The organism is Mycobacterium lentiflavum, from assembly GCF_022374895.2.
GTDB lineage: Bacteria > Actinomycetota > Actinomycetes > Mycobacteriales > Mycobacteriaceae > Mycobacterium > Mycobacterium lentiflavum.
In genome coordinates this window covers 5,673,751-5,700,492 of the sequence record NZ_CP092423.2, presented here as the reverse complement: position 1 = coordinate 5,700,492, position 26,742 = coordinate 5,673,751, and the positions used below count along the sequence as shown (strand labels likewise).

The following is a 26,742-nucleotide window of genomic DNA, read 5'->3' as shown; positions in this document are numbered from 1 at the left end:
CCATGCACTATCTGCTCACCCACCTCGGCGACGCCTGGACGCTGACCGTGATCCATCTGCGGCTGTCGTTGGTACCGGTGCTGATTGGGCTACTGATCGCGGTGCCGCTGGGGGTGCTGGTACAGCGTGCGCCGATTCCGCGGCGGCTGACGACAGCGACCGCCAGTGTGGTGTTCACCGTGCCATCGCTGGCGTTGTTCGTAGCCCTGCCGGTGGTTATCGGAACCCGAATCCTGGACGAGGCCAACGTCCTCGTCGCGCTCACCGCGTACACCACCGCGCTGATGGTGCGCGCGGTGCTCGAGGCGCTGGACGCGGTGCCGGCTCAGGTCCGCGACGCCGCCACCGCTGTCGGTTACTCGTCCGTCGAGCGGATCCTGAAAGTTGAGCTGCCGCTGTCGATCCCGGTCATGATCGCGGGGTTGCGGGTGGTCGTGGTGACCAATATCGCGATGGTGTCGGTGGGTTCGGTGATCGGCATCGGCGGCCTGGGCACCTGGTTCACCGAGGGATATCAGACCGACAAGAGCGATCAGATCCTGGCCGGCATCATCGCGCTGTTCGTCTTGGCGGTCGTGATCGACATGTCGATCGTGGTGGCCGGCCGGTTCGCCACCCCCTGGTCCCGCGCGGGTGCGGTCACGCGCCGGCGATCCGTGGTGGCTCCGGTCGTCGGTGGGGCGCGATGAACTTCGTCCAGCAGGCGGTGTCGTATCTGCTGACCGTCGAGAACTGGACCGGTCCGGTCGGCCTCGCGGCACGCATTTTGGAGCACTTGGAGTACACCGCCGTCGCGGTGGGGGCATCGGCGCTGATCGCGGTCCCGATCGGGATGGTCATCGGCCACACCGGCCGCGGCACACTGCTGGTGGTGGGCGCCGTCAACGGGCTGCGGTCATTGCCGACACTCGGGGTGCTGCTGCTGGGTGTGCTGATGTTCGGCCTGGGGCTCGGGCCGCCGCTGGTTGCCCTGATGTTGCTCGGCGTGCCGTCGCTGCTGGCCGGCACCTACGCCGGCATCGCCAACGTCGACCCGGTGGTGGTCGACGCCGCCCGGGCGATGGGTATGACGGAGGCCCAGGTGCTGCTGCGCGTCGAGACGCCCAACGCGCTGCCGTTGATCCTCGGTGGGCTGCGCAACGCGACGCTGCAGGTCGTCGCCACCGCGACGGTGGCCGCCTATGCCAGCCTCGGCGGGCTGGGCCGCTACCTGATCGACGGAATCAAAGAACGTGAATTCCAGCTCGCCTTGGTCGGCGCGCTGATGGTCGCCGGGCTGGCGCTGATCCTCGACGGCCTGCTGGCGATGGCGGTCTGGGCTTCGGTGCCGGGCACCGGGCGATTGCGAAGGCCTCATCGGCGAATCGATGTGACGGTGGCCCCAGTTGCCGATCAGCCTGCCGCGTCGGGTGGGCACGTTTTACGGTAGGAGGGTGAACAGCCCCTCTGATCCGACTGACAGCGTCTGGCCCGCGATGCTGACCTGGCGCGCGCCCGACATCTCTCGCATGGAGTCGGTGCGGGTACAGGTGTCCGGCAAGCGGATTAGAGCGGCCGGCCGGATCGTGGCCGCGGCTACCGCGACGAACCCGGCATTCGGGGCTTTCTACGAAGTGCAGACCGACGAAAGCGGAGCTACCAAGAGGTTCGGGCTGACGATCACCCTCGCCGAGCGGGAACGCCAGCTGGCCATCGCGCGCGATGAAGAGAACATGTGGATGATCACCGACCACCAGGGCGACCGGCGCGAGGGATACAACGGCGCACTCGACGTCGACGTCGTATTCAGCCCGTTCTTCAACGCCCTGCCCATCCGGCGGCTGGGGCTACACGCGCGGGCCGAAACCATCACGCTGCCGATGGTCTACGTCAACGTGCCCGACATGACCGTCACCGCGGCCACGGTGAGCTATACCGGCGAGGGCGGTCCCGAGGGGATCAAGCTGCGTTCACCGGTCGCCGACACCACGGTGAGCGTCGACGCCGATGGGTTCATCGTGGACTATCCCGGATTGGCAGAGCGGATCTGATCACCCCGCCCGCCCGGCCGGCGGCGGCCAGCTCTTCGCGCCAGCCGTCGGCGCCGATCGTGACGGTGAAAATGTCGGAGCGCGGAAAGCGGTCGTAGCGCGTTCGTGCGGCATGGCCCGCCTCGACCAGTTCGGCCACCGAGTTGTCCCAGTCCAGCGAGTCGCGGGCACGGCTGAGCAGGTCCATCACCCGGTCGACCGCCGTGAGCAGATGGGCGGTGTTGCCTTCGCACATCGCGCGCACCAGGTCCGGCGCGCTGCCCGCCACCCGGGTGCCGTCCCGGAACGACCCGGCGGCCAGCGCGAAGGCCAGCGGCACCTCCGCGGCCGTCACGGCCAGGGCCTCGGCGAGCAGGTGCGGCAGATGCGAGATGGCGGCCGCCGCAGCGTCGTGCTCGTCGGATCTGGCCGGCACCACCACCGCTCCGCAATCCAGCGCCAGCTTCATCACCATCCACCACACGACCGGGTCCACGTGGTCGTCGACGCTGAGGACCCACGGTGCCGCCGTGAACAAGCCGGCATGGCCAGCCGCCCAACCCGAACTCTCGGTGCCCGTCATCGGGTGACCGCCGACGAAGCGGTCCTGCAGGCCGGCCGCGATCACCTCGTCGAGGACCGCCGTTTTGACGCTGGTGACGTCTGTGAGAGGGCATTTCGGGGCGAGATCGCTGACATGGGCGAGCATCGCCGGCAGCGCGGGCATCGGCACGGCCAGCACGACCAGGGCGCCGGTATCGGCGGCGCGTGTCAACGTGTCGGCGAGTTCGGTCGATGCGGCAAAGCCGTCGGCGAGTGCGCCGCGCGCCCCCTCTACCGAACGGTTGTAACCGAACACTTCCCGGCCGGCCGCAGCGGCCGCGCGCATGACGGAACCGCCGATAAGTCCCAACCCGAGGACACACACCGGGATCCTCGCCGCCGTCCACGACACAGAACTAGGTTGGCACAGTTGGTCGACCACGGCGGCTGGAGGTCCCCTCGCTGGATTTGCGCTGTCTGGTCAAGCCGCCTGGTCAGCGACTAGCGTAGGCGCCCATGGGACGAGAGCGGGCCGCAACGCAAGGCCCGTCCGTGGATACACCGGACGGCTTCGGCGTCGCCGTTGTGCGCGAAGAGGGCCAGTGGCGGTGTTCGGTGATGGCCCCCAATTCGCTGACGAGTCTGGCTGCCGCCGAGACAGAGCTGCGTGAACTGCGCAGTGCGGGAGCCGTCTTTGGGCTTCTCGACATCGACGACGAGTTCTTCGTCATCGTGCGCCCGGCGCCGTCTGGAACCCGGTTGTTGTTGTCGGATGCCACGGCGGCATTGGATTACGACATTGCCGCCGAAGTTCTGGACAGCCTGGACGCCGACATCGATCCCGAGGACCTCGAGGACTCGGAGCCGTTCGAAGAAGGCGATCTCGGTCTGCTGTCCGATATCGGTCTGCCCGAGGCGGTTCTGGGCGTCATCCTCGACGAGTCCGACCTGTATGCCGACGAGCAATTGGGCCGCATCGCTCGCGAGATGGGCTTTGCCGATCAGCTGTCGGCGGTGATCGACCGCCTCGGTCGGTGATCGCGGACGAAGATCTGATCCGTGCCGCGCTGGCGGCCGCCGCCACGGCGGGCCCCCGTGATGTGCCGATCGGTGCGGTGGTTGTCGCCGCCGACGGGACCGAACTCGCCCGCGCGGTGAATGCCCGTGAGGCCCTTGGTGATCCGACCGCACACGCGGAAGTCTTGGCGATACGCGCGGCGGCCACGGTGCTCGGCGATGGGTGGCGGCTGGAGGGCGCGACGCTGGCTGTCACCGTCGAACCCTGCACGATGTGCGCGGGCGCGCTGGTGTTGGCGCGTGTTGCGCGGCTGGTGTTCGGCGCGTGGGAACCCAAGACCGGTGCGGTCGGATCGTTGTGGGACGTAGTCCGCGACCGCCGGCTCAATCACCGCCCGCAGGTACGTGGCGGTGTGCTCGCCGCGGAGTGCGCCGCGCCACTGGAGGAGTTCTTCGCCCGCCAGCGATTGGGGTGAGCGGCTCGTAGTTCTGTAAGCTGCTCGGCGGTGGCGTGTCCGAGCGGCCTAAGGAGCACGCCTCGAAAGCGTGTGACGGCTAAAACCGTCCGAGGGTTCAAATCCCTCCGCCACCGCCAAAAGCTCCCCTGCGGGAAACCGCAGGAATCGCCATCGCAGGTAGCTTCGACAGCGTGTCGGTCAGTTGCCGCGTTGCCACTGCGCCCAGCCACCCCGGGTTTCTCGGCGATTCGAGGCATTTGTAACCCGCGATCCTATTTACTGTGACCCAACTCACTCGGTGGCAGGCGGCCGCGTAGTTCGTGGGGCAAGTGAGCGCGGGAGGGGCAGGGCGATGACGTGGCTGGCGACGTGGTGGGAGCAGGACCACCATTTCGATTGGCTGACAGGCTATTTGCAATCGCACGGGCTAGGTTCCAACACACGCAGGCTGTTGGCTGGGGTGGCGGGCTCGTTGGTGCTCGTGCCGGCCAACGTGTGGTTGGATCAGACCTTGCCGCTGCGGCCTTTGGCGCTGGCCTATTCGGTCTTGGCCGCGGCGATCGGTCTAACCATGGCCGCGCTGTGGTTGCGCGGGTGGCCCACCCGCCGGCAATCGCTCTTCTTCGTTCTGACTGGCAGTGTGATCATCGGCCTCGGCTGCGTATGGCAACCCCGGCCGCTAATAGGGCTGATGGCCTGCTCGGCCATGGCGGTCACGGGTGGCTACCTCGCGTTCTTCCATACCGCCAAGTACATGGCCCTGAATTTTGGCCTGGCCTTCACTATTGCCACCGTGGAAGCGGCGCGTCTGGCCGCCGCGGGGCAAGTGATGCTGGCGTTCACCGGCTGCTTCTTGGTCCTCGAACTCAACGCGGTCGTCCCGCTGGCCATCCAGATCGTCGTACGCACACTCTGGGTGGATCTGCTACGCGCTAACCGCGACCCGTTGACCGGCCTGCTGAATCGGCGCGCCTGCGATCGGGCCATCGTGGGGCGGATGCTCGTCGGCGCCAACCACATGTTTTTGATGGTCGCGATGATCGACCTGGACCGGTTTAAAACTCTCAACGACACCCACGGACACGCCGCCGGCGACGCAGCGCTCGTCGCGGTCGCCGGCGCATTGAACGCCGCCTGCAGCGACAGCGCCATCGTCGGTCGCGTCGGTGGTGAGGAATTCTTGATCGGCGAAATCGTGACACCAGAAGAGCGGCCCGGCTGGGGTCTGTACCTCTGCGACGCCGTCGCCGCAATCAACACCTCCGTGACCGCGAGCGTGGGAATCGCCGCCCTGGCGTTGCGCGGCATGGTCACCGATCGTGCCGACGAAGCGTTTCGCCAAGTGGTCGCCCATGCCGACAACGCCATGTACGAGGCCAAACGACGCGGGGGTAATCAAACTCGTCACCACGAGGTTGCAGTCTGAGTCAACGGCGGAAGCGCTTGGCGACCAGCACGTGTCTGCCTTTTGATTGGCTGGGTATGGTTCGACGATGACGCCGAACGGCGCAGCGCGACAGCGGCGGGGCCCCTCGGCCTTTCGAGGCGACGAGTCCGACGCGACGCGGGGGCGCCCGCGCGACATGCAGCGTCGCGCCGCGGTCATCTCCGCCACCCGGGAATTGTTGATCGCCAACGGGTACGAAGAAATCACGTTGGCCGGCGTCGCCCGTCATGCCGGGGTGTCGCGGCCGTTCGTCTACGAACACTGGGGCAGCAAGTTCGCGCTGGTCGAGGACGCCATCTTTTCCGTCCCCGGCGAATATCCCGCGATCGACGAGCTCGCCTTCGCCGATGCATTGACCAGCCTGATCACCGGCATGGTCCGTGTCCAGTCCGATCCTGCCTATTTGGCCGGCATGCCGGGAGTCGCGACCGTGCTCTACAGCCGACCCGACCTGGTCGAACAGGTCGAGGCGCGCTACATGGCCCCGATCCGGGCACTGTGGGTCCGGCTGATCGAACGCGGAAAGGCCGAGGGTCTGGTCCGGTCGGAGGTCGACGGTAGTGCGCTGATGGACACCATGCGGGGTGCGGTCACGCTGCACACTTCGGTGAACAAGGCGCTGGGTGAGGCCGAGCTGATTGCGCACCTGAGGTCGTTGATCATGCACGGGATCAGCGTCGAAGAATGACCATCGAAGGTTTTCCTTACATTGTGTAAGGTAATGGCGCCGAGTGCTACGCCTGGCGCCGGCCCCAGATTGGCGCGAAGGAGGGCGTGGAGACGTTGACCAAGAACTCGCTGCACGCACTCTTCGACCTCACCGGCCGCACCGCCATCGTCACCGGCGGCACCCGAGGCATCGGGCTGGCCATCGCCGAGGGATTGGTCGACTGTGGGGCGAATGTGGTTGTCGCCAGCCGAAAGGCCGAGGCGTGCGCGGCGGCGGCCGACAAGCTGCAGGCCCTGGGCGGCGGACGGGCCGTCGGCGTGCCCACGCATCTGGGGAACTTGGAGGCCATCGACGGTCTTGTCGATGCCACCGTCGCGGAGTTCGGCGGCATCGACATGGTGGTCAACAACGCCGCCAATGCCCTCTCGCTGCCGCTGGGCGAGTTCACCGCGGAAGCGTGGTCGAAGTCGTTCTCCGTGAACCTGCAAGGTCCGGTCTTCCTGGTCCAGGCGGCGTTACCGCACCTGCGCAACAGCGGGCACGCGTCGATCCTGAACGTCGTCTCCGCCGGTGCCTTCATCTATTCGCCTGCGACGTCGATGTATTCAGCGGCTAAGGCCGCGATGGTGTCGTTCACGCGGTCCATGGCCGCGGAGTTCGCGCCACAGCGGATTCGGGTCAACGCCCTGGCGCCCGGATCGGTCGATACCGATATGGCGCGGGCCAACCCGCCGGAGTTCATCGAGGTGATGAAGTCGGCCGCGCTGCTCAAGCGGATCGCCGAGGCCACCGAAATGGTGCCTCCCGCACTGCTTTTGCTTTCCGACGCGGGAAGTTTCATCACCGGGCAGACCATCATCGCCGACGGCGGCATGGTGGCCAGGTAGGAGGCGATCATCACCGACACCGACAGCGCGACGCGCGAAGTCAACAAGCAAACGCTGCGGCGGGCGATGGACGGCATCAGCGCGCTCGACCTCGGCGCGGTCCTCGCCGAACTCCACGACGACGTCCAATTCGAATTGCCGTACGAGGACGCGGTTCCGGACTCCGGCGAGGACGGCATTCGTGAGCTGCTCGGGTCCATGTTCGTCATGTTCGAAAAGTTCACGATCACCCTGACCGACGTCTACGACCTGCTCGACCCGAACAGGTTGGTGGCGCGCTATCGGGGTGACGCCCTGGGGCGGGACAAGCCCGTCGTCTACCAGAACGACTACATCGGGGTGTTCGAGTTTCGCGACGGCAAGATCACGTTGTGGCGCGAGTTCGACAATCCCATGGTGTCGGCAGCGATGGTCGCGGGGTTCGCCGCCGACTCCTCCGGGGCCGGCTCATGAGCGCCGCGATCACCGTCGAGCGCCTCGACGACGGTGCTATCGCCATCGTGACGATCAACCGCCCGCGACGCCGAAATGCTTTGGACTCACAGACTCTCGTCGACATGCATCGGCTGCTGGACGGACTGAACGGCGATCCCAGGCTGCGCGCCGTCGTGGTGACCGGCGCGGGTGTGTCGTTCTGCTCCGGTGCCGACCTGAAGTCGCAGCCCGACGAACTGTCCGACAGCGCCGGCGTCTCGTACGCCGAGCTCCGCTCGGCGGCCACCTCGGCCGTCGCCGTCACGATGGCCGCGCAAGAACTCATGGCCTCGGCCTTCGAGAAGATCCATCGGCTGCGGGTACCGGTCATCGCCGCGGTCAACGGATTCGCGTTGGGTGGTGGCTTCGCGCTGGCGTTGGCGTGTGATATCCGTTATGCCGCCGAATCGGCGACGTTTGGTGCGGTTTTCATCCGGCACGGGGTGTCGGCATGCGACATGGGCACCAGCTACTTCCTGCCGCGCTTGGTTGGAGCGTCGCGGGCCGCCGAATTGATGCTCACCGGTCGTGTTTTCGACGCGGCCGAAGCGATCGCCATCGGATTGGTGCTCGAGGTGGTCGACGCCGCGAGCCTGCTCGACACCGCGATCGCCAAAGCCCATGAGATAGCCCAGAACTCGCCGTTGGCGGTCTGGATGACCAAGGAAACGATGTGGCAGACCATCGACTCGCCGAGTCTGCGTCACGCGCTCGACCTCGAAAACCGGACACAGGTTATGTGCACGGGCACCGGGGATCTGGCCAACTCGTTCGCCGCCTTCCGCGACGACGGGACCGCTCGTTGGAATCCACTGTGACTCGGAAAGGCGACCGAAAGTATGGCGAATTCCCTGTGTGAGCGACTCGGCATCGAGTTCCCGCTCTTCGCGTTCTCGCACTGCCGCGACGTGGTCGCCGAGGTCAGCAAGGCCGGCGGATACGGGGTGCTGGGCGCGCTCGCCTACAACGCCGAGCGCCTCGAGGTCGAGCTGTCCTGGATCGACGAGCATGTCGGCGGCCGGCCGTACGGGGTGGATTTCGCGATGCCGGAAAAGTTCGTCGGCAAGGGCGAGCCCTTCAGCCTCGATGCGCTGCGCGAGCTCATTCCGGCCAGCCACACCGAACACATGGAGAAAGTGCTCGCCAACCACGGCGTGCCGCCGCTCCCGGAGGACGCCGAGCGGCGGGTGATCGCCGCCGGCCTCGGGGTCGAGGCCGAAGGGCCGGGTCAGGTAGAGGTCGCGCTGCGACACCCGGTGTCGATGATCGTCAACGCGCTTGGCCCGCCACCGGCCTACGCCATCACGGCCGCACACGAAAAGGGCATCCTGGTAGGCGCATTGAGCGGTTCGCCACGGCACGCTCGGCGCAACGTCGACGCGGGAGTCGACGTGATCATCGCCCAGGGCGGCGAGGCCGGGGGACACACCGGCGAGATTGCCACGATGGTGCTGGTGCCCGCGGTCGTCGATGAGGTCGGGCCGGACATCCCCGTGTTGGCCGCTGGCGGCATCGGTAACGGCCGCCAGATGGCGGCCGCGATGGCTCTTGGCGCACAAGGGGCTTGGACCGGATCGCTGTGGCTGACGGTCGCCGAAGCGTCGACGGAGCCGTGGGTCGTCGAGAACCTGTTGAAGGCCGGGTACTCCGACACGGTGCGCTCGCGCGCGATGACCGGTAAGCCTGCACGCCAGATCCGCACCGAATGGACCGAGGCCTGGGAAGGCCCCGACAATCCGGAGCCGCTGCCAATGCCGTTGCAGGGCATCGTGTATGCGGACGCATCCGCGCGGTTCATGCGGGCCCGCTCGAGTGCCTTGTCGGGCTCCCCGGCGGGGCAGATCGTCGGGTCGATCAACAAGGTGCGGCGCTCGCGCGACGTGGTCCTCGACATCGTCGAGGAGTACCTCGCCACGGTGCGGCGACTGGCAGAAGACGGCTGAGGAGGAATCGCAGTGGTTAGCAACGACGACGTCCGGGACATCGACACCGGCATACCCATGACGCGCTTCGCCCGCGGCTGGCACTGCATCGGCCTGGCTGAAAACTTCCGCGACGGAAAACCCCATGCGATCAACGCATTCGGGACCCGTCTGGTGGTGTTCGCCGACTCGGCGGGCGAGGTGCACGTCCTCGACGCATACTGCCGCCACATGGGCGGTGACCTGTCGCAGGGGACCGTCAAGGGCGATTCGGTGGCCTGCCCCTTCCACGACTGGCGCTGGCAGGGCTCGACCGGCCGCTGCTCGCTGGTGCCCTACGCCAAGCGCACCCCTCGATCGGCGCGAACACGGCGCTGGCCGACGGGAGAGGTCAATGGCCAACTGCTCGTCTGGCACGATCCGGAGGGGTCGTCGCCGGCGCCGGAGCTCTTCCCGCCGACGATCGACGGGTACGCCGACGGGCAGTGGTCCCCATGGTCGTGGAACTCCATCCTCATCGAGGGCTCACACTGTCGCGAGATCGTCGACAACAACGTCGACATGGCTCACTTCTTCTATATCCACCATGCGTACCCGACGTTCTTCAAGAACATCATCGAAGGCCACACGGCGACCCAGATCATGGAGTCCAAGGCCCGGCCCGATACCACCAAGAACTACGAGAAGCTCTGGGAGGGAACGAAATTGCGTTCCGAGGCAACGTATTTCGGCCCCGCCTACATGATCAACTGGCTCCACAACGACGTGGCGCCGGACTTCACGATTGAAGTCGCGTTGATCAACTGCCACTACCCGGTCACGCACAACTCATTCGTGCTGCAGTGGGGGGTGGCCGTTCAGGAACTACCCGGCCTGCCGGCGGACAAGGCGGCCAAGCTCGCCGCCGCGATGAGCCGATCGTTCGGCGAGGGCTTCCTCGAAGACGTCGAGATCTGGAAGCACAAGACGCGCATCGAGAATCCACTGCTTACCGAGGAGGACGGCGCGGTGTATCAGCACCGGCGCTGGTACGAGCAGTTCTATGTTGATGCCGCCGATGTCACCGCGGAGATGACCGACCGCTTCGAAATCGAGGTAGACACCAACCACGCCAACAACTTTTGGCAGCGCGAGGTGGCGGAGAACCTCGCGGCGGCCATGCGGTAAGAACAAGTTCGGGTTAGCCCAGCCCGCCGGTCAGTCCCCGAGCCGCCTGCAATTCGCTCACCCGGTATGGCCGTCCGTCGGGAAGCAGCAGGTCGTGGAACCACAGTTTCGGCGGTGCCGGGTAGGGGTGGTTCCACGAGTCCCACGGAAAATAGGTCTGGGTTTTCCCCGCCACCAAGCCCCAGTTGAACGCACCGACGTTGTGTCGCTTGGCAATTGGCAGGATCGTTTCGAGCGTGCTGCCTTGGGACCGAGCCATGTACTCGGTGCACAGGATCGGTCGCCCCAGGGGCGCCAGCTCGTTGATCTTTGACTCGAACTCGGCCGGCTTGCCATAGTTGTGGAAGGTGATCACGTCGGCGTTGTCGAGTTGGATGGCGCTGATCGCGCTGCGGCTTCCCGGGTCTCCCCACGATCCCTGCCACACACCGCTGGTCAACGGTTGCGCAGGATCCACCGCCCGGGCCCACCGGAACACCTGAGGAAGCAGGTCGGCCACCCGCTGCAGCTTGTCTGCGCGCTCGACCTTGCGGTACTCCTTTGCGGGATTGTCGGGTTCGTTCCACAGGTCCCATCCCAAAACCCGGTCGTCATTGCGGAACTGACTCAGCACTCCCGTGACGTAGTCCTGCATGACCGGGACGTAGCGGGGGTCGCCGAGGCGCTCGGCGCCCGGGCTCTGCACCCAGCCGGAGTTGTGCACCCCCGGGACCGGCGCGTGCTGCGGGCCGGCCTTGGGCAGCGGGTCCCAACAGGAGTCGAACAAGACGAACAGCGGCTTGATGCCATGGCGCGACGCAATTCCGACAAACTGGCTCAGACGGCTTTGGAAGCCCTGGCGGTCTGTCGCCCACAACTGATCGTGAAGGAAGACCCGCATGGTGTTGAAGCCGAGGGTGCGCGCCACGCCCAGCTCGCCGTCAATGCGTTGTGGGTCAAACGTTCCCGGCTGAAACATCTCTAGCTGATTGATCGCGGTCGACGGGATGTAGTTCGCGCCCACCAACCAACCTTGTGCGCGATACCAGGCGTTGGCACGGTCCGGCGACCACCGGGCTGCCTCGGCAAAAGCACGCGGCGCTTGGGTCAGCGCCGCACCCGCTGCCAGCATAAGAGGCAACTTCAGGGCCGTTCGGCGGTTCACGAAGTGACACTAGATTTCCCTTGTCGCACAGGCGGTTCGACGCGCCGATCGCAATGAATTGAGATTGGGAATCGTGACCTGATCGTGATCTGCGAATTAACGAAGCTTGCGGCCGTAGTTGTCTTGACACTGCCGGTGAACATCATGATCGCATCGACGATTGCCCAGACGACGCTGCCAAGAAGGACCGGCAATGCGATCAGGCAGAACAGGCTGAGGACGGGATATGGCGGCGGCGGTGGGTAGCCGGGCCGGGGCTGGCCGGGCTGTGCAGGGGGTAACCGTGCCCGACGACTCGCAAGCAAGGATCTGGCCTAGCGTTACTGTTGTAGACACAAATAATTGCCTACTGCTACTATCGCAGTCATCATTATTTTGCTGACCCGGGAGTGCGCCAATGCAGTCCATGTCCTTCGACCCGGCGGTGGCCGTCGTTGGCACTCAGATCGTCGGCAGCGCGACGCAGGCACTTGCGACCAGTGCCGCCGCGGAGCCGTCAGTGGCAGCGCTGGCTCCCGCCGGTGCCGAAGAGGTCTCGGTCCAGGCGGCAGCGGCGTTTGGGGCGGAGGCCACCCAGATGCTGGCTCGGCTCAACGCGGCGCATGCGGAACTGGCGCGGACGGGCGCCGCGCTAGTCGACATTGCCCGGATCTATGCAGAGACCGACGCCGTCGCGGCTCGTCGGGTGACCCAGATCCGCACCGAGGTCGGCTTCCGGCTAGCCGGGTAGCACCCAGCAGCACGGCCAATTCGCAGGGGACAGACGGTGCTGTCTCTTCTATGTTTGGCCCCGACGGCGCGATACTAACCAGATGTCCGATCGCAACGTGCTCGGCGGCCCACTGCAGCCGTGCGGCACCGAGCCACTCACCGGCTATTACCGGGACGGCTGCTGTTCGAGCGGAGCCGAGGATGTCGGTCGCCACACGATCTGCGCTGTGATGACCGCCGACTTCCTGGAGCACCAGCGTTCCATCGGCAATGATTTGCTGACGCCGGTCCCCGAGTACCGCTTTCCTGGCCTGCTGCCCGGTGACCGCTGGTGCGTGACCGCCCTCAACTGGCTGCGGGCGCACCGCGACGGTTGCGCCGCGCCGGTGGTGTTGGCCAGCACGCACGAACGCACGCTCGAGGTTGTGCCCCTCGAGGCACTGCAGGAGCATCAAGTCGACGTTCCGGACGATTTGGCTAACTTGTAGGGCTCGCGATCTGTGGTTCGATCCGTCGAGCCGCGGCGCACACCTGCTCACTGAGGCGTGTGACGTCGGCCGTGGTCAGGTCGGTGAACGGTGCCGCGCTGATCGACATCGTGACCACCCCGTCGTCGTCGAAGATCGGGGCGGAAATAGTGGCGATACTGTGCGCCTCGTTTTCCGCGAGCTCCGCGTCCAGCACGTCGATCACCGTGAGGTCGGCGAACGCCCGTGCGAGGTGTGCGGTGATGGCGTCGGGTTCGCCGTCACCGCGCAGTGCCCGCAGTGCCGTATACACCTGAAGATATTCGCGGCTCAGCCGTTCGACGGTGTATCCGCGTTGCCGAATCTCATTGAGCACGGCGGTGATTCGACGGGACAGCGCGGCGGACGGCCTGCCCATGCCCCGCAGCCACGCGCGCTGTGCGGGAGTCGGGCTCCAGGCGATGTAGTCGCGACCGAACGGCGCGACCAACGGCATGCGCAGTCCGCGGTCGATGCGCATCCCGGACGAGGATTCACCGGCGCTATCCGTCACGACGATGGCATTGCCCTCGCGGCGAGCCAGAAATGCTTGTGCCGCTGTCGATTCCGCAAGCTGCTGCAAGACTCCACGAAAGGCCCGGTCGCCGGCGGGCTTGGCCAGCGCCGCAATACCCGGCCCCCAGGAGTAAGCGGCCGTGTCGAAGTCACGCACCACCCAGTGATGGGCGGCCAGCGTCGTCAGAATTGCGTGCCCGGTCGCGCGGCTGATGCCGAGCTCGCGGGTGATCTCCGCGAGGGAGAACGCTCGCGTGGGTTGGGACCCGAGCAGCCGCATGACCGCGACCACGCGATCGGTGGGCGGCGAAGCGGGTTGACGAGGCGTCCGTCCCGCGTCTACCGTCCGTATCATATTTCGAATGATACGTCGAATATTCGACACCGCGAGGAGGCGGTCGCATGGGCTCTGTGGGCCCCGACATCGCTGACATCGATTTCGACGATCTGACATCGCCGCAGCTGACCGATGTCCAACGTCAGATCCTGGAATTCACGGAGGCCAAGAAGGTCGAATTCGACGTCGACCGGATGTTCGCGGAGGCCGTCGAGCAGGCCGGTGCCGACGATCTGGACGACACGGACGGGTTCGGCAACCGCCTGGCCGCTCACGTCGCGGCGATCGAAGCCGATAACGGCCTGCGGCAGCTCACTCGGTCGACGTTGCGGCAGCGCGTGGTTCGGCTGCTGCGAAACCGCCTGTCGCTCACCGAGCTCATCAAGCGTTATCCCGAAATCGAGTCCATTGCCATCGACAAGCCCTTCGTCGTTGTCGGGATGCCGCGCTCCGGCACCACCCACCTGGTGAATCTCATTGCCGCAGACCCGCGCCGGCGTGCCTTACCGTATTGGGAGAGCCAGGAGCCGATCCCTGCGCGCGGTGAGGGCCCCGACATTTTCGGAGTCGACCCGCGCTATGCGCGCGCCAAGGCCGAACACGACGCCCTGATGGCCAGCGCACCCGTGGTGGCCGCCATGCACGACCGATTCCCCGAGGCGATCGAGGAGGAGGTCGAGCTCCTCGATCTGGACCTGGCGGGCTACGTCCTGGAATGGCATGCCCGCGTGCCGGATTGGCGCGACTACTACCTCGCGCTCGACCAGACCCGGCACTACGCGTATTTGAAGAAGGTATTGCAGGCGCTGACGTTTCTGCGTGGCCCGCAGACCTGGATCCTCAAGAGTCCCCAGCATTGCGAGCAACTCGGCCCGCTGATGGCGACCTTCCCCGACGCGACGGTCGCGTTCACGCACCGCGATCCGGTCGCAGTCGTGCAGTCGGCGATCACGATGATGGCCTACTCGGATCGGCTACGCCGCAAGAGTATCGATCCGAGCTGGCTTCTCGAGTACTGGACGGACCGGGTGCACCGACTGCTGAGCGCATGTGTCCGCGACCGCGACCTGGTGCCGTCCGACCGCAGCATCGATGTCACCTTCCACCAGCTCAACGGCAATGAATTGCCGGTGCTCGACGAGTTTTACCGCCGCGGTGAGGTCGAACTGACACCGAAGGTGCGCGGGCGATTCCAGCAGTATCTCGACGGCAACCCGCGGGGCAAGCACGGGCGCATCCGCTACGACCTACCACGGCACTTCGGCGTCTCGGCCGACGAACTGCGTGGCCGGTTCGACTTCTACTTCGACCGGTTCGACGTCCGCCCCGAATGAGGAGCATCGATGAGTGCCCAGGACTTTGAACCGGTCTACCGCAGCAGGCCCGGCGCCGATGGCCTGCGGCCCGCGGCCGCCGAACAGGCCGAGCAGATCGCCGAGGGACTGTGGTGCTCGCCGGGGCTGTCGAACGCTTACCTGCTGACCACCGGCGACGGTCGGGTGATCGTCAACACCGGCATGGGTTTCGAGGGACCGGTGCATCGGGCCAACTTCGACGCTGTCGACTCCTCTCCGGTGCGCTACATCATCTTCACCCAGGGCCACGTGGATCATGTCGGCGGCCTGGACAGCGTTCGTGATCCCGACACAACCGTTGTCGCCCAAGCGAACTGGACCCAATGGCGAGACGACAACGAGCGCCTTATCCGGTACCGTGCCAGCCGCAGCGCGTTCGCCTTCTCCGACACGTTGGCGACGGGAATCCAGGCCATCCAGCGCCGTCTCGGTACCACGCGGCTACCCGCACAGAGCGTCCCCACCGTCGACCTCGACTTCGAAGACACGCTCATCCTCGACGTCGGCGGACGCCGGCTGGAGCTGATCTCCGTCCCCGGTGGCGAGACCACCGACTCGTTGGTCATCTGGCTGCCCGATGAGCGAATATGTCTGTGCGGAAATACTTTTGGCCCGATCTTCGGACATATTCCCAACCTGGTCACGATCCGCGGCGACCGCTACCGGGACGCCCTGACCACGATCGCGTCGGTCGAGCGGGTGCGCGACTTGCAGCCAGAACTGCTGGTGACCGGCCACTTCGACCCGATCGCGGGCGCAGACCGCATCCATCACGAACTCAGTCGGCTGCGCAATGCCATCGAGTACATCCACGACCAGACGGTGGCCGGTATGAACGCCGGAAAAGACGTGCAGACCCTGATGCGCGAGATCACCTTGCCTGCGGAATACGAAGTGGGCCAGGGCTATGGAAAAGTCTCCTGGGATGTGCGGGCGGTGTGGGAGAACTACTCCGGCTGGTTTCATCACCGGTCCACCACCGAGCTGTATCCCGTCGGGTTCGACGCTGTCGGCACCGACGTGGTGGAACTGGCCGGCGCCGATGCGCTTGTCGGTCGGGCGCGGGCCCACCTCACCGAAAACCGTCCCTTGCACGCCATCCACCTCGCCGAGCTCGTCACCGCGACGCAACCCGATCACCCGGGGGCGCGCGAAGTGCTGCGGGATGCGCATGAAAGTCTGCTGAGCACCACGACTAACTTCTGGGAACGGGCCTGGCTCTCGCGGCAGATAGCGAGAAACTCGTGACGGTACGGGAAGGGACATCACCATGACATTTGTGTTGCAGCCCAAGGACTTCTATCACACCGGCATTGTGGTGCCCGACCTCGACGTTGCAATGGCCCGCCTCACCGCACTGGCCGGCTACCGGTGGATCACCCCGCTTCGCTATACGCTGCCCTTCCGCACCACCGCCGGCGTTCGCGACCTGACTTCGACGATCGTCTACTCCGTGCAGAGCCCGCACATCGAACTGGTCCAGGAGGTTCCCGGAACTCCGTGGACCGCCGCACCGGGCAACTCGGTGCACCACGTCGGCTACTTCACCGACAACCTCGCCGAGACCGCGCGTGCGTTGGAGGGCAACGGCTTCACCTTCGAAATGACCGGCGAATTACCGGACGTCGAGTTCGGGATGTTTGCCTACTTCATCGACGCGTTCGGCACCCGCATCGAGATCGTCGACCGCGCACTGTTTCCCGACTTCACCGCGTTCGTGGAGTCCATCGTCGCGCCGGGCCCAGACGGAGCCTGACATGGTATTGACGGTGCTGCGCTTCAATTTCGCGTCGCCGCACGGAGAACCGCGCGTCCAGAGCAAGCTCTTGTCCGCCGCGCTCGAATTGGCGCAATGGGGTGAGTCGCACGGCATAACGTCGGTCAGCGTCGACGAGCACCACGCCACCGGACACGGCTGGAGCTGCAACCCGATTATGGCTGCGGCTATGTTTCTGGCGCGCACGTCGACGATGATCGCCAGCGTCGACTGCGCGCTGGGGCCGTTGTGGAACCCGGTTCGGCTCGCCGAAGACATTGCGCTCGTCGACAACATGAGCCGCGGCCGGCTGCACACCACCGTGGGCCTGGGCTACCGCGCCGTCGAATACGACTCCCTCGGAATGGATTTCAGCCAGCGGGGCGCGCTGATGGACCGGCTGGTCGAACGCGTGTTGTCGGTCTGGTCGGGTACCGACGCCGACGCGGGAATCTGTACCGGTACCTTTAGCCGGCCGCATCCGCCGCTGTACGTCGGTGGCGGTGCGCGCGTCACCGCCCGGCGGGCCGCGCGATTCGGGCTGCCGCTCAGCCTGGCCGACCATCTGCCCGACATCGCCACCTATTACCGCGAACTGTGCGCCGACGCAGGCATTAAGCCGCTCATCCTGATGCCCGGGCCCGTCAACCGCGGAATGATCTATCTGCACGAGGATCCCGACCGGGCATGGGCCGAGCTCGGGCAGCACATCCTTTGGGAGGCGGTCACTTACGGGCAATGGTCAACCGACCAGCGATCCCTGATGCACCTGCCCGGCGTCCGGACCCTGGACGAGGTCCGAGCATCCGGTCGCTACCGCTTCCTGACTCCCGACGAACTGGTCGCCGAAATCCGCGACAGCGACGACTTCGGACCCCTGGTGCTGCACCCGCTGGTCGGCGGCATGCCCCTAGATGAAGCGTGGAAGTCGGTCCAGCTGCTGACCGATACCGTGCTGCCCGCGCTACGCTGAGGGCTCAGATCCGCAGCATCCGGCCATTCGCCTAAGAGCCCGTGCACCCATTGCATGAACGCCGGTGCAACAGGTTGTTAAATTGCCGCCGAATGTCACAAACCGCTCGTGCAAAACGAATTTCGGGCTATTTTGAGCTGGCGAACGTCGACTGCCGCGGCCGTTTCTTGAGCGTGGCGGCCGGTCTAATAAGCGATCGTTGTCGTACGAGGTCGACTGTACAGCAACAGGATTCGGTATCGCAGACCCGTAGGCAGCCACGAAAGGGATCGTCGATGACCGATAGCGCATTGTCGTCCGGGCATCGTCTGCACGAGTCTGGTGCCAGTTCCTACTCGCGGCGTATCCCTATCACACCCGTCGAGGCCGAGGGCGCGCGCGTACGCGATATCTCGGGCCGGTGGTATCTGGACTGTCTGTGCGCCGCAGGCTCGATGTCACTGGGCTGGAACCACCCCGTCGTGACCCAGGCGTTGCGGCGAACACTGGATTCCGGCACACCGCTGTTGACTCTGGACTTCCATCATCCCCTGCGCGATGCGTTCGTCGAAGACCTGCTGGCTACTCTGCCGCCGGGCCTGGCCGACGACTGCGTAGTTCATCTCTGCTCGCCGAGCGGAGCTAATGCCGTGGAGGCTGCGCTGATGCTGGCCGAGATCGCGACCGGTGGTCACGAACACATCGGCATGGAAGGCGGGTTTCACGGGTGCAGCAGGGCCGCTCGTGCCCTCAGTTCGGGAGGCGGGCTGCGCCGCCAGCCAGTCACGTTGTCTGCTGCCGCCCACTTCCTGCCCTACCCCCAGGAGTACCGCTGTCCATTCGATCTCGGCGGACAGGCCGGGACCGACTTGGCGATCAATGCCGTGGAGCGCCTGTTTGCCAGCCGGCATAGTGGCCTGCGCGCTCCCGCATCGTTGCTGACCGAATTCGTGCTCGGCGAGGGCGGTGTAATTCCGGCCGTGCCCGCCTGGGCGCAGGCGTTGCGGCGTGCCGCGACGGCCAACCAGATCCCGCTCATCGCGGACGAGGTGCAGGCCGGCACCTACCGGACGGGCCGGCCGTGGGCCTTCGAACACTGCGATGTCGAGCCCGACATGATCGCGATCTCCAAGGGATTAGGCTCGGGAATCCCCATTGCGGTATTGGTGATCCGGCGCCGGTTTGACGTCTGGGGCGCGGGCGCGTTCACGGGGACGTTCCGCGGCAATGCGCTCGGGTTCGCCGCGGCGAGCGCGGTGCTGCGATATGCGGCTCAAGCCGGCATCGCCGCGCACGTCACCGAGATGGGCGTTCGCCTGAGCGAGGGGCTGTGCGCTATCGCCGCCCAGGCCACCACCGCCGGCGACGTGCGCGTCATCGGTCTGATGGCCGGCGTGGAGATCATTGACCCGATGGCCGGTTGTGACCAGCGAGGAGTCGGCCAGCCGGCTCCGGGGCTGGCGACCGAGATCCAAAAAGCTTGCCTGGCAGCCGGACTCATCGTCGAAGTTGGTGGTGAATACGACAACGTGGTCCGATTCATGCCACCATTGATCATCACCGACCGCGAGATCGACGACATCCTCGAACGATTCCACACGGCGATGGACCACGTGGAGCATCTGGTACGCACCGGCCAAGAATGGCCGGGTGCGGTGCCGGAGTATTCCGCATGAGCGGCGACACCGCCTTCGAGAGTGAGTTCCTCACTGTCGCGGGAGCTCAGCATTACCTGGAAGCGGTCAACGAGGCGGCGGGCCATGTTGCGGCCGGCTGTTTGCGCCCCGCCCGGCCCGGATTCATCCAGGGAGCCGCGGCGCTGCGGGAAACTCTGGCAGGCTTCCGAGTGGTGCCGCGGACCGGTCTCGGCCTGTCGGCTGTGCTGGAGGAGACGGCGGCACTCGTCGCGCCGCACTCGACCGCGGTATCCAATCCGAATTACGTCGCCCACTTACATTGCCCACCGGCCATCGCGAGTCTTGCCGCAGAGACGATGCTGTGCGCGCTCAACCAGTCGATGGACTCATTCGACCAGGGTCCGGCCGCCGCGGTGGTCGAACAATTCGTGATCGACTGGTTGTGTGAGGTCTTCGACCTCGCAGACGGTGACGGCGTCTTCACCAGTGGGGGAACGCAATCCAACCTGCAGGCCCTGATGCTGGCACGCGATAATTTCGCGGCCCGCACCCTGGGAGTCGATATCGCCGCGGACGGCCTGCCGCCCGATGCGCGTCGGTGGCGCATCGTCTGCACCGACGACGCGCACTTTTCGGTGCTGACCGCCGCCCAGCTGCTGGGCCTCGGCGAGGCGGCAATTCTTCCCGCCGGTACAGACGCATGCGGCCGCCTGGACGCCGGCTCGTTGAGGGAGCTGCTGCACGCTTCTCGATTGCGCGACGAGCAAGTCATCGCGGTGGTGCTGTCCGCGGGCACGACTAATCGGGGGGCTATCGACCCGCTTGCCAATGTCATTGAAATTGCTGCGGGGCAGGATATTTGGGTGCACGTCGATGCTGCCGCCGCCGGCTGCCTGATGTTGAGCGAACGGCACCGCAACCTGCTCGACGGCATTAGCGCGGCGAATTCGATTAGCGTCGATTTCCACAAGCTGCTGTTCCAGACGATCAGTTGTGCCGCTCTCCTGGTGCGGCAACGACACGACCTGGACGTCATGCGCAGTCACTCCGACTACCTCAACCCCGCCGACGACGACGAAGTAGACATTCTGAACCACGTCGGCAAGTCGCTGCAGACCACCCGCCGATTTGATGCGCTCAAAGTTCTTATCACGCTGCGGTCATTGGGGCTCGACACCGTCGCCAAGATGATCGACCGCACTGTCGAGGCCGCCCGTGCCGCGGGCGATGCGGTGGCCGCTCAGCTTCATCTCGACTTGATCAGTCCGTGCACGACTAACACCGTCATCCTGCGCTGGACGGGGCCAGACACCTCCGCCGTCGAGCGAGACCACGTCAACATCGCGATCCGCCAGCACCTGGTGGACACCGATCAGGCCCTGATCGGGCGGACCCGAATCGCCGGTGCCACCGCGCTTAAGCTCACGTTCGTCAATCCCGTCTGCACACCTGACCGCGCCCGAGATCTCGTGCAGCGCATCGCTGACTGCGGCAACACCATCGCCACGGCAGGGGCGACACAGCTCAACCGGGTCTAGTCGCGTGCGAGGGATTTGAGTTCTGATTCGCGGACCTGACGTCGCAGTCTTGGTTGGCACGGCACTTCCGTCGATTGAGCGCCTGCAGAACGGGTACCGCAGGTAGGTCCGACGTGAGAATGGGGTGTTCGATGGAGATTGGCTACCTGAAAAAAGGACTCGCACTGCTCGGTGGTGCAGCGATACTCGGGCTGGCGGTTGCCTGCGGTGGTGGCGCCGGCACGCCGGTGGGCGCGCCGCCGACGACGTCGCCGCCGACGTCGTCCAGCCAGCCAGCACCCGCACCGATGCAACCGGGTACGGGGTCCGGCGGCGAGAACGTGCCGGGTAGTGGGGGAACCGGTAGTGGACCGGCCGGTGGGACCGGAGGTGGAGCCGCCGGTGGCGGTGGGGGCTGACCCTCGCCCCTAAATCGTCACGGCACTGCGGTCGAGTACAACCACGCCTCCCACAACGGCCGCAGCGACTCCTCGGAGTAGCGGGCTGCCAGGCCAGTGAAGTCGTCGGTGACGGCGGTGCCGTGGCGATGCCGCGACGTCCAATCCTTAAGCAGCGCAAAGAAGTTGTCGCTGCCCAGCTGCCCACGCAGCGCGTGCAGTGCCAGTGCGCCGCGTTTGTATACGCGGTCGTCGAACATGTCACGTGCTCCGGGATCCGTGAGCAGCAGGTCTTGGGGCTTGGTTCGCAGCTGTGCATGGTGCAGCCGCGCGAGGTCGTCGGCGCTGGGTCCGCCGCTGCGTTCGGACCATAACCACTCCGCGTAGCACGCGAATCCTTCGTGTAGCCAGATATCGCGCCATTGCCCCACGGTCACCGAGTTGCCGAACCATTGGTGCGCCAGTTCATGGGCGATCAGCCGTTCGCTGGATCGCGTGCCGTCGCAATGGTTGGCGCCGAAGATCGAAATACCTTGAGCTTCAAGGGGTATCTCGAGCGGATCGTCGGTGACGACGACCGTGTACCCGGCTGCCAACGGATACGGTCCGAACAGCTCGATGAACAACGTCATCATCTCGGGCTGGCGGGCGAAGTCGTGCTCGAAGTCGCGGCGCAGCCGCTGGGGTAGCGCGGCCTGAATCGGCACCGGCGTGCGCGCCAGTCGCCGGATTTCGTAATCGCCGATCTGTAGCGTGATCAGGTAGGTCGACGTCGGCTCGCGCTGCTCATAGGTCCATACGGTCCGCGAGGCGCGGGCCCGGCGCGACAGCAGCTGGCCGTTGGCGATCACCCGGTACCGGCTTTCGGTGCTGACCTGGAGATGAAACGCGGCTTTGGCGCTGGGGTGGTCGTTACAGGGGAACCACGATGCGGCGCCGTTGGGCTGCCCGGCCACGAGCACGCCGTCGGTCAGCTCCTCGAAACCTACGGCTCCCCACAGCGAACGCAGCGGCCGCGGCGACCCGCCGTATCGCACCACGATTGACAACGCGGCCCCGGTGGGCAGCTTCGAGGGCAGCCGGATGCGCAATTTGCCACCACGGCAAGAGAATTGGTCAACGCGTTTGCCGTTCACCGACACCTTCGACACCGTCAACGAGCCTGCCAGGTCGAGCGTCACTTGCTGCAATTCGGTCAGCGTGACGGCGGTGATCGTCGCCGAACCGGACAGCCGGTTCAGCGCGACCTTGTAGTCCAGATCCAGCTCGTACCGTGACACCTGGTACCCGGCGTTGCCGTTGTTCGGCAGGTACTGGTCGATCGCATCCGGCGGCGGCGCCTTCTTCGCGGAAGCTTTCACGCCGCGGTGTCCTGGGCGCCGCTGCCGCCGGCCGCCTTACGCGCCTTCTTACGACCGGGATTCCACGGCCTGATCGGATTACCTTGCCAGCGCGTCGATCCCGGCACCTCGTCGCCACGCACCACCAGAGACGCGGGCCCGACGGTCGCGCCGGCGCCGAGCCGGGCGGCGGGCAGCGCTACACAATGCGGACCCAGCGTCGCGCCGGGTTCGAGCACGACGCGGTCCATTCGCATGATCCGGTCGTGGAACAAGTGTGTCTGCACCACGCAGCCGCGGTTTACGGTCGCCCCATCACCCAGCGTGACGAGATCCGCCTCAGGGAGCCAATAGGATTCACACCAGACGCCCCGCCCGATCCGGGCGCCCAACGCGCGCAGCCACAGAGTCAGGACCGGGGTGCCGCTGGCCGCCCGTGCGAACCACGGCGCGGCCACGGTTTCGACGAACGTATCGGCGACTTCGTTGCGCCACACGAACGACGACCACAGCGGGTATTCGCTCGGCTTGATGCGGCCGACCAGGAGCCATTTCGCCACGATCGTGATGCCACCGGCGATCGCACCCGCCGCCAGTAACACCAGCCCGGAGCCCAGCGCGGCCCACCAAATGCCGAATAGCCTTGTCAGCGCTTGTAATCCGCCCAGCACCGCCAATCCGATCGCCACCGACACGACCACCGGCAGCAACCGGAACGTCTCCACCAACGCCCGCATCGCCTTCAATCGCGGCGGCGGGTGGTAGGTGGTCGTCGCGTCGGCTTCGGCGGGACGACGGCGCAACCGCATCGGCGGGCTGCCCAGCCAGGACGAACCCCGCTTGGCCTTGGGCGGCGCGGCCGACAGCACCGCCACCAGGCCGTCGTCGGGAACACGGCGACCGGGCTGGGTGATGCCCGAATTTCCGAGGAACGCGCGCCGGCCGACCGTCGTCGTCGCCGCGTAGATCCAGCCGCCACCCAACTCGTACGACGCGACCATCGTGTCGTCGGCCAGGAACGCGCCGTCCTCGATCACGGTGAACTTCGGCGTCAGCAATACCGTCGAGATCTCGGTGCCCTGACCGACTTTCGCGCCCAGCAGCCGTAGCCACAGCGGCGTCAGCAGGCTGGCGTACAGCGGGAACAGATAGTTGCGCGCGGCGTCCATTAGGCGTTCGGTGGCCCACAGCTGCCAGCCGGCGCGGCTACGCACCGGGTGATAGCCCTCACGCAGGCCGAGCGACAACACCCGCACCCCGAGCACCGTCAGCAGCGCGTAGACCGCAACCGCGGTCAGCGTCGCGACCGGTGTCCACAACAGCGCCGGCACCACGGCCTGCGACAGGCGGTCGGTGGGGCGCACGGCCAGCCCGATGACCGCGAGCCCGCTCGCCACCGCGACCAGCGGTAGCGACCCCAGCAGTATCGACGTCAGGCCGTACATCGCGACCCAATGCGTGCGCGGCGACGGCCGTTCGTCCGGCCATGGGTGGTTGACCCGGCCGGATTTCACCGCCGGGGAGCCCTTCCAATACTGGCCGTTCTTGATCTTGTCCAGCACGCCCGCGCCCGGTGCCACGTCGGCGTTCTTCCCGACGACCGCACCGGGCAGCAACGTACTGCGGGCGCCGACCGTCGCGTCGTCACCGATCGTGATCTCGCCGACGTGGAATGCGTCCCCGTCGATCCAGTGACCGCACAGGTCGACTTCGGGTTCGACCGCGCTGCGGTGACCAAGGGTGAGCAACCCGGTGACCGGCGGCAGTGAGTGCAGGTCGACATCCTTGCCGATGTCGGCCCCGAGGGCGCGTGCGTAGTACACCAGCCACGGCGCCCCGGACAGGTTGTGCGCGCCGCTGGCCTCGGCGAGCCGTTCGGTGAACCAGATCCGCAGATGCACCGACCCGCCGCGGCGATAGGTACCCGGCCGCACCTTCGACAGCAAGGCCCGTGCACACAGCACCGCAATGCCCATGCGGCCCAACGGGGTAACGAACAGCACGAACGCCCCCGCGATCAGCCACCAATTCACCGCCACCGTCCACGGCACCACGTGCAGGGCGCGAGCGATGTTGTTGCCCAACGCCAGCCACGTCAACCACGGCAGCGCCGCCAGCGTCGCCAGCGGAACAGCGAGCACGGTTTGCGTGAGCCGCGCCAGCCACGGCGTCGGGGAGACCGCGCGCACGGCGACCTCCGGCGGCGCCTCGAGTTCGTCGAGGAACCCGGCGAGCGAGCCCAGCCGGGGGTGGTCGTACAGATCGGCAACGGTCACCTGTCGATACTGCTCGCGCAGCACGGCGACGAGTTGCGCGGCAGCCAGTGAGCCGCCGCCGAGTGCGAAGAAGTCCGCTTCGGCGGTGTCGACCGCCGCACCCAGCAAGTCGCGCCACAACCCGGCCAGCCAGCCTGTCGTGCCGCCCAGATCGATCGCTTCGTCCGACTCACCGCCCGGCGGTGGCCACGGCAGCGCGTCGCGGTCGACCTTGCCCGACGTGCGGGTGGGCAGCTCCGCCACCCGGACCAGCCGCGGTATCAGCGAGGCAGGCAGCTGTGCGGCAAGCCGGGCGCGCGCCTCGCCCAGGTCGAACTCCGGATCCGCGCTGACGAGATAGCCGACCAAAACCGGTGTGCCGGTGGCGGTGTGGCGTACTGCGGCCGCTGCGCCGCTGACTCCGGGCAGGTGCACCAATGCCGAGTCGACCTCTCCCAGCTCGATACGCCGGCCCCCGACCTTGACCTGGTCGTCGCTGCGGCCACAGAAATACAACCCGTCGCGTTCCAGCCGAACCAGGTCACCGCTGCGGTAGGCGCGCGCCCAGCCCAGCGACGGCATCGCGGCGTACTTTTCGGCGTCCTTGGCCTTGTCCAGATAGCGGGCCAGGCCGACCCCACCGATGACTAGCTCGCCGACGTCGCCGTAGGCGACCGGCAGGCAGTCGGCGTCGACGACCGCCAGGTCCCAGCCGGGCAGCGGCAGCCCGATGCTGATCGGCCCGGGGCCACCGAGTTTCGCCGCGCACGCCACCACCGTTGCCTCAGTCGGCCCATACGTGTTCCAAACTTCGCGGCCGTCGACTGCGAGTCGCTCGACCAGCTCCGGCGGGCAGGCCTCACCGCCAAAGATCAACAGCCGCACCGCTTCCAGCGCCTCGCTGGGCCACAGCGCCGCCAGCGCCGGCACCGTCGAGACCACGGTCACGTCGCGGGTGACCAGCCACGGACCCAGGTCCATCCCGCTGCGCACCAGCGAGCGTGGCGCGGGAACCAGGCAGGCACCGTGGCGCCAGGCCAGCCACATTTCCTCGCACGACGCGTCGAACGCCACCGACAGCCCGGCCAGTACCCGATCACCGGGCCCAATCGGGTTGTCCTGCAAGAACATCTGCGCCTCGGCGTCGACGAACGCGGCGGCGCTGCGGTGCGTCACCGCGACACCCTTCGGCGTGCCGGTCGATCCGGACGTGAAGATGATCCAGGCGTCGTCGCGGGCCAGCGGCGCCGTGGCCCGCCAGCCCCGCGACAGGCCGACGCCCCGGAGCAGGCCCGCCTCGGTGATGACGCCCACGACGCCGGCCTCACCGAACACCAACTCGGCGCGTTCGTCGGGATCGTCGGCGTCGACGGGCACGTATGCCGCGCCGGTGGCCAGCGTTGCCAGGATCGCGACGTACAGGGCGTAGCTGCCCGACGGCATCCGGATCCCGATTCGGTCGCCGCGCCCGATACCGCGGGCGGCCAGCCATTGCACGCTGGCCTCGATGTCGCCGATCAGTTCGTGGTAGGTCAGCTGGACAGCGCCGTCGTCGATGGCCGGCGCGTCCGGGTAGCGCGCGGCGGTCGCATACAGGATGTCGATCAGCGTGCGCGGGCTCGGAGCGGCAGGAGACAGCGTGTACTGCGCTGGGACTCGTGCGGGGACAGGAGGCCCAGAAGTCGAAGGCACCCCACGAAAATACTCAAATCTCGGCGCCGCGC

Annotated in this window: 26 protein-coding genes and 1 tRNA gene; 22 read left to right on the top strand and 5 right to left on the bottom strand. The window is 66.5% G+C overall.

All coding sequences use genetic code 11. From position 1 onward, the window contains the following. The first annotated feature begins 2 nt into the window (after positions 1-2). The 3 genes from MJO58_RS26535 to MJO58_RS26525 are packed head-to-tail and all read left to right on the top strand — an operon-like array spanning position 3 to position 2,030. A complete protein-coding gene (locus tag MJO58_RS26535; protein ID WP_090607813.1) occupies positions 3-689 on the top strand; it encodes an ABC transporter permease in 687 nt (228 codons plus the stop codon). Beyond that, positions 686-1,429 carry an ABC transporter permease gene (locus MJO58_RS26530; protein WP_090607811.1) on the top strand — a complete coding sequence of 248 codons (744 nt, stop codon included), beginning with the start codon at positions 686-688 and terminating at the stop codon, positions 1,427-1,429. The genes MJO58_RS26535 and MJO58_RS26530 overlap by 4 nt, the downstream gene beginning before the upstream one ends. Positions 1,430-1,475: 46 nt before the next feature. Further along, positions 1,476-2,030 carry a putative glycolipid-binding domain-containing protein gene (locus tag MJO58_RS26525; RefSeq protein WP_420845445.1) on the top strand — a complete coding sequence of 185 codons (555 nt, stop codon included), beginning with the start codon at positions 1,476-1,478 and terminating at the stop codon, positions 2,028-2,030. Here the strand turns inward: MJO58_RS26525 and MJO58_RS26520 are convergent. After that, positions 1,993-2,937 carry a prephenate dehydrogenase gene (locus tag MJO58_RS26520; protein WP_239723461.1) on the bottom strand — a complete coding sequence of 315 codons (945 nt, stop codon included), beginning with the start codon at positions 2,935-2,937 and terminating at the stop codon, positions 1,993-1,995. The two genes, MJO58_RS26525 and MJO58_RS26520, sit on opposite strands and share 38 nt — an antisense overlap. A 131-nt stretch (positions 2,938-3,068) precedes the next feature. On the opposite strand from MJO58_RS26520, the gene MJO58_RS26515 reads away from it, so the two are divergent. The 10 genes from MJO58_RS26515 to MJO58_RS26470 all read left to right on the top strand — a co-directional run bounded on the left by MJO58_RS26515 (position 3,069) and on the right by MJO58_RS26470 (position 10,594). Continuing rightward, positions 3,069-3,590: a tRNA adenosine deaminase-associated protein gene (locus MJO58_RS26515; RefSeq protein ID WP_163791572.1), complete on the top strand. Its 522-nt coding sequence runs from the start codon at positions 3,069-3,071 to the stop codon at positions 3,588-3,590. Beyond that, a complete protein-coding gene (locus MJO58_RS26510; RefSeq protein ID WP_239721478.1) occupies positions 3,587-4,045 on the top strand; it encodes a nucleoside deaminase in 459 nt (152 codons plus the stop codon). Before MJO58_RS26515 ends, MJO58_RS26510 begins: the two co-directional genes overlap by 4 nt. Positions 4,046-4,074: 29 nt before the next feature. Next, positions 4,075-4,164 (top strand) — tRNA-Ser (locus MJO58_RS26505). Positions 4,165-4,379: 215 nt separating this feature from the next. Continuing rightward, on the top strand, positions 4,380-5,453 hold the full coding sequence (locus MJO58_RS26500) for a GGDEF domain-containing protein (protein WP_090607797.1): 1,074 nt from the start codon (positions 4,380-4,382) through the stop codon (positions 5,451-5,453). A 67-nt stretch (positions 5,454-5,520) separates the two neighbouring features. Then, on the top strand, positions 5,521-6,162 hold the full coding sequence (locus tag MJO58_RS26495) for a TetR/AcrR family transcriptional regulator (RefSeq protein WP_239721477.1): 642 nt from the start codon (positions 5,521-5,523) through the stop codon (positions 6,160-6,162). A gap of 95 nt (positions 6,163-6,257) precedes the next feature. Beyond that, entirely contained in the window at positions 6,258-7,031 is a 774-nt protein-coding gene (locus MJO58_RS26490) for an SDR family NAD(P)-dependent oxidoreductase (RefSeq protein ID WP_239723460.1), read from the top strand. A gap of 66 nt (positions 7,032-7,097) precedes the next feature. Then, positions 7,098-7,484, top strand: a complete 387-nt coding sequence (locus MJO58_RS26485) for a nuclear transport factor 2 family protein (RefSeq protein ID WP_239721476.1) — start codon at positions 7,098-7,100, stop codon at positions 7,482-7,484. After that, positions 7,481-8,323, top strand: coding sequence for an enoyl-CoA hydratase/isomerase family protein (locus tag MJO58_RS26480; protein WP_239721475.1), 843 nt, complete (start codon positions 7,481-7,483; stop codon positions 8,321-8,323). The genes MJO58_RS26485 and MJO58_RS26480 overlap by 4 nt, the downstream gene beginning before the upstream one ends. Before the next feature lie 21 nt (positions 8,324-8,344). After that, the gene (locus MJO58_RS26475; RefSeq protein WP_239721474.1) at positions 8,345-9,448 is read left to right on the top strand and encodes a nitronate monooxygenase; all 1,104 of its coding nucleotides are present in this window, start codon (positions 8,345-8,347) and stop codon (positions 9,446-9,448) included. Positions 9,449-9,505: 57 nt separating this feature from the next. Beyond that, complete coding sequence (locus MJO58_RS26470) at positions 9,506-10,594, top strand: 3-ketosteroid-9-alpha-monooxygenase, oxygenase component (protein ID WP_239723459.1); 1,089 nt, start codon at positions 9,506-9,508, stop codon at positions 10,592-10,594. Between the two features lie 13 nt (positions 10,595-10,607). Here the strand turns inward: MJO58_RS26470 and MJO58_RS26465 are convergent, their stop codons facing one another. After that, positions 10,608-11,738: a cellulase family glycosylhydrolase gene (locus MJO58_RS26465; protein ID WP_090607786.1), complete on the bottom strand. Its 1,131-nt coding sequence runs from the start codon at positions 11,736-11,738 to the stop codon at positions 10,608-10,610. A 397-nt stretch (positions 11,739-12,135) separates the two neighbouring features. Here MJO58_RS26465 and MJO58_RS26460 point away from each other — a divergent pair, with 397 nt between their 5' ends. Together MJO58_RS26460 and MJO58_RS26455 are read left to right on the top strand one after the other, a co-directional pair. Next, positions 12,136-12,468 (top strand): PE domain-containing protein, encoded by a 333-nt coding sequence (locus MJO58_RS26460; RefSeq protein WP_090607784.1) that lies wholly within the window; start codon positions 12,136-12,138, stop codon positions 12,466-12,468. A gap of 82 nt (positions 12,469-12,550) precedes the next feature. After that, complete coding sequence (locus MJO58_RS26455; RefSeq protein WP_090607782.1) at positions 12,551-12,937, top strand: DUF2237 family protein; 387 nt, start codon at positions 12,551-12,553, stop codon at positions 12,935-12,937. Here MJO58_RS26455 and MJO58_RS26450 read toward each other — a convergent pair. After that, the gene (locus tag MJO58_RS26450; protein WP_239721472.1) at positions 12,927-13,826 is read right to left on the bottom strand and encodes an IclR family transcriptional regulator; all 900 of its coding nucleotides are present in this window, start codon (positions 13,824-13,826) and stop codon (positions 12,927-12,929) included. The genes MJO58_RS26455 and MJO58_RS26450 overlap by 11 nt on opposite strands. A 47-nt stretch (positions 13,827-13,873) precedes the next feature. Here MJO58_RS26450 and MJO58_RS26445 point away from each other — a divergent pair, with 47 nt between their 5' ends. The 7 genes from MJO58_RS26445 (at position 13,874) to MJO58_RS26415 (ending at position 21,444) form a co-directional block, all read left to right on the top strand. Further along, the gene (locus tag MJO58_RS26445) at positions 13,874-15,142 is read left to right on the top strand and encodes a sulfotransferase family protein (RefSeq protein ID WP_434086278.1); all 1,269 of its coding nucleotides are present in this window, start codon (positions 13,874-13,876) and stop codon (positions 15,140-15,142) included. A 9-nt stretch (positions 15,143-15,151) separates the two neighbouring features. After that, positions 15,152-16,411, top strand: a complete 1,260-nt coding sequence (locus MJO58_RS26440; protein ID WP_239721471.1) for an alkyl sulfatase dimerization domain-containing protein — start codon at positions 15,152-15,154, stop codon at positions 16,409-16,411. A gap of 22 nt (positions 16,412-16,433) precedes the next feature. Further along, entirely contained in the window at positions 16,434-16,919 is a 486-nt protein-coding gene (locus tag MJO58_RS26435) for a VOC family protein (RefSeq protein ID WP_239721470.1), read from the top strand. A gap of 1 nt (position 16,920) precedes the next feature. Continuing rightward, positions 16,921-17,892 (top strand): LLM class flavin-dependent oxidoreductase, encoded by a 972-nt coding sequence (locus MJO58_RS26430; RefSeq protein ID WP_239721469.1) that lies wholly within the window; start codon positions 16,921-16,923, stop codon positions 17,890-17,892. A 275-nt stretch (positions 17,893-18,167) separates the two neighbouring features. Then, entirely contained in the window at positions 18,168-19,547 is a 1,380-nt protein-coding gene (locus MJO58_RS26425; RefSeq protein ID WP_239721468.1) for an aminotransferase class III-fold pyridoxal phosphate-dependent enzyme, read from the top strand. Next, complete coding sequence (locus MJO58_RS26420; RefSeq protein WP_239721467.1) at positions 19,544-21,046, top strand: pyridoxal phosphate-dependent decarboxylase family protein; 1,503 nt, start codon at positions 19,544-19,546, stop codon at positions 21,044-21,046. Before MJO58_RS26425 ends, MJO58_RS26420 begins: the two co-directional genes overlap by 4 nt. Before the next feature lie 131 nt (positions 21,047-21,177). Then, complete coding sequence (locus tag MJO58_RS26415) at positions 21,178-21,444, top strand: hypothetical protein (protein ID WP_239721466.1); 267 nt, start codon at positions 21,178-21,180, stop codon at positions 21,442-21,444. A gap of 17 nt (positions 21,445-21,461) precedes the next feature. Here the strand turns inward: MJO58_RS26415 and MJO58_RS26410 are convergent, their stop codons facing one another. Beyond that, the gene (locus MJO58_RS26410; RefSeq protein WP_239721465.1) at positions 21,462-22,784 is read right to left on the bottom strand and encodes a M1 family metallopeptidase; all 1,323 of its coding nucleotides are present in this window, start codon (positions 22,782-22,784) and stop codon (positions 21,462-21,464) included. Continuing rightward, positions 22,781-26,710: a Pls/PosA family non-ribosomal peptide synthetase gene (locus tag MJO58_RS26405; RefSeq protein ID WP_239721464.1), complete on the bottom strand. Its 3,930-nt coding sequence runs from the start codon at positions 26,708-26,710 to the stop codon at positions 22,781-22,783. Before MJO58_RS26405 ends, MJO58_RS26410 begins: the two co-directional genes overlap by 4 nt. Positions 26,711-26,742: the final 32 nt, after the last annotated feature.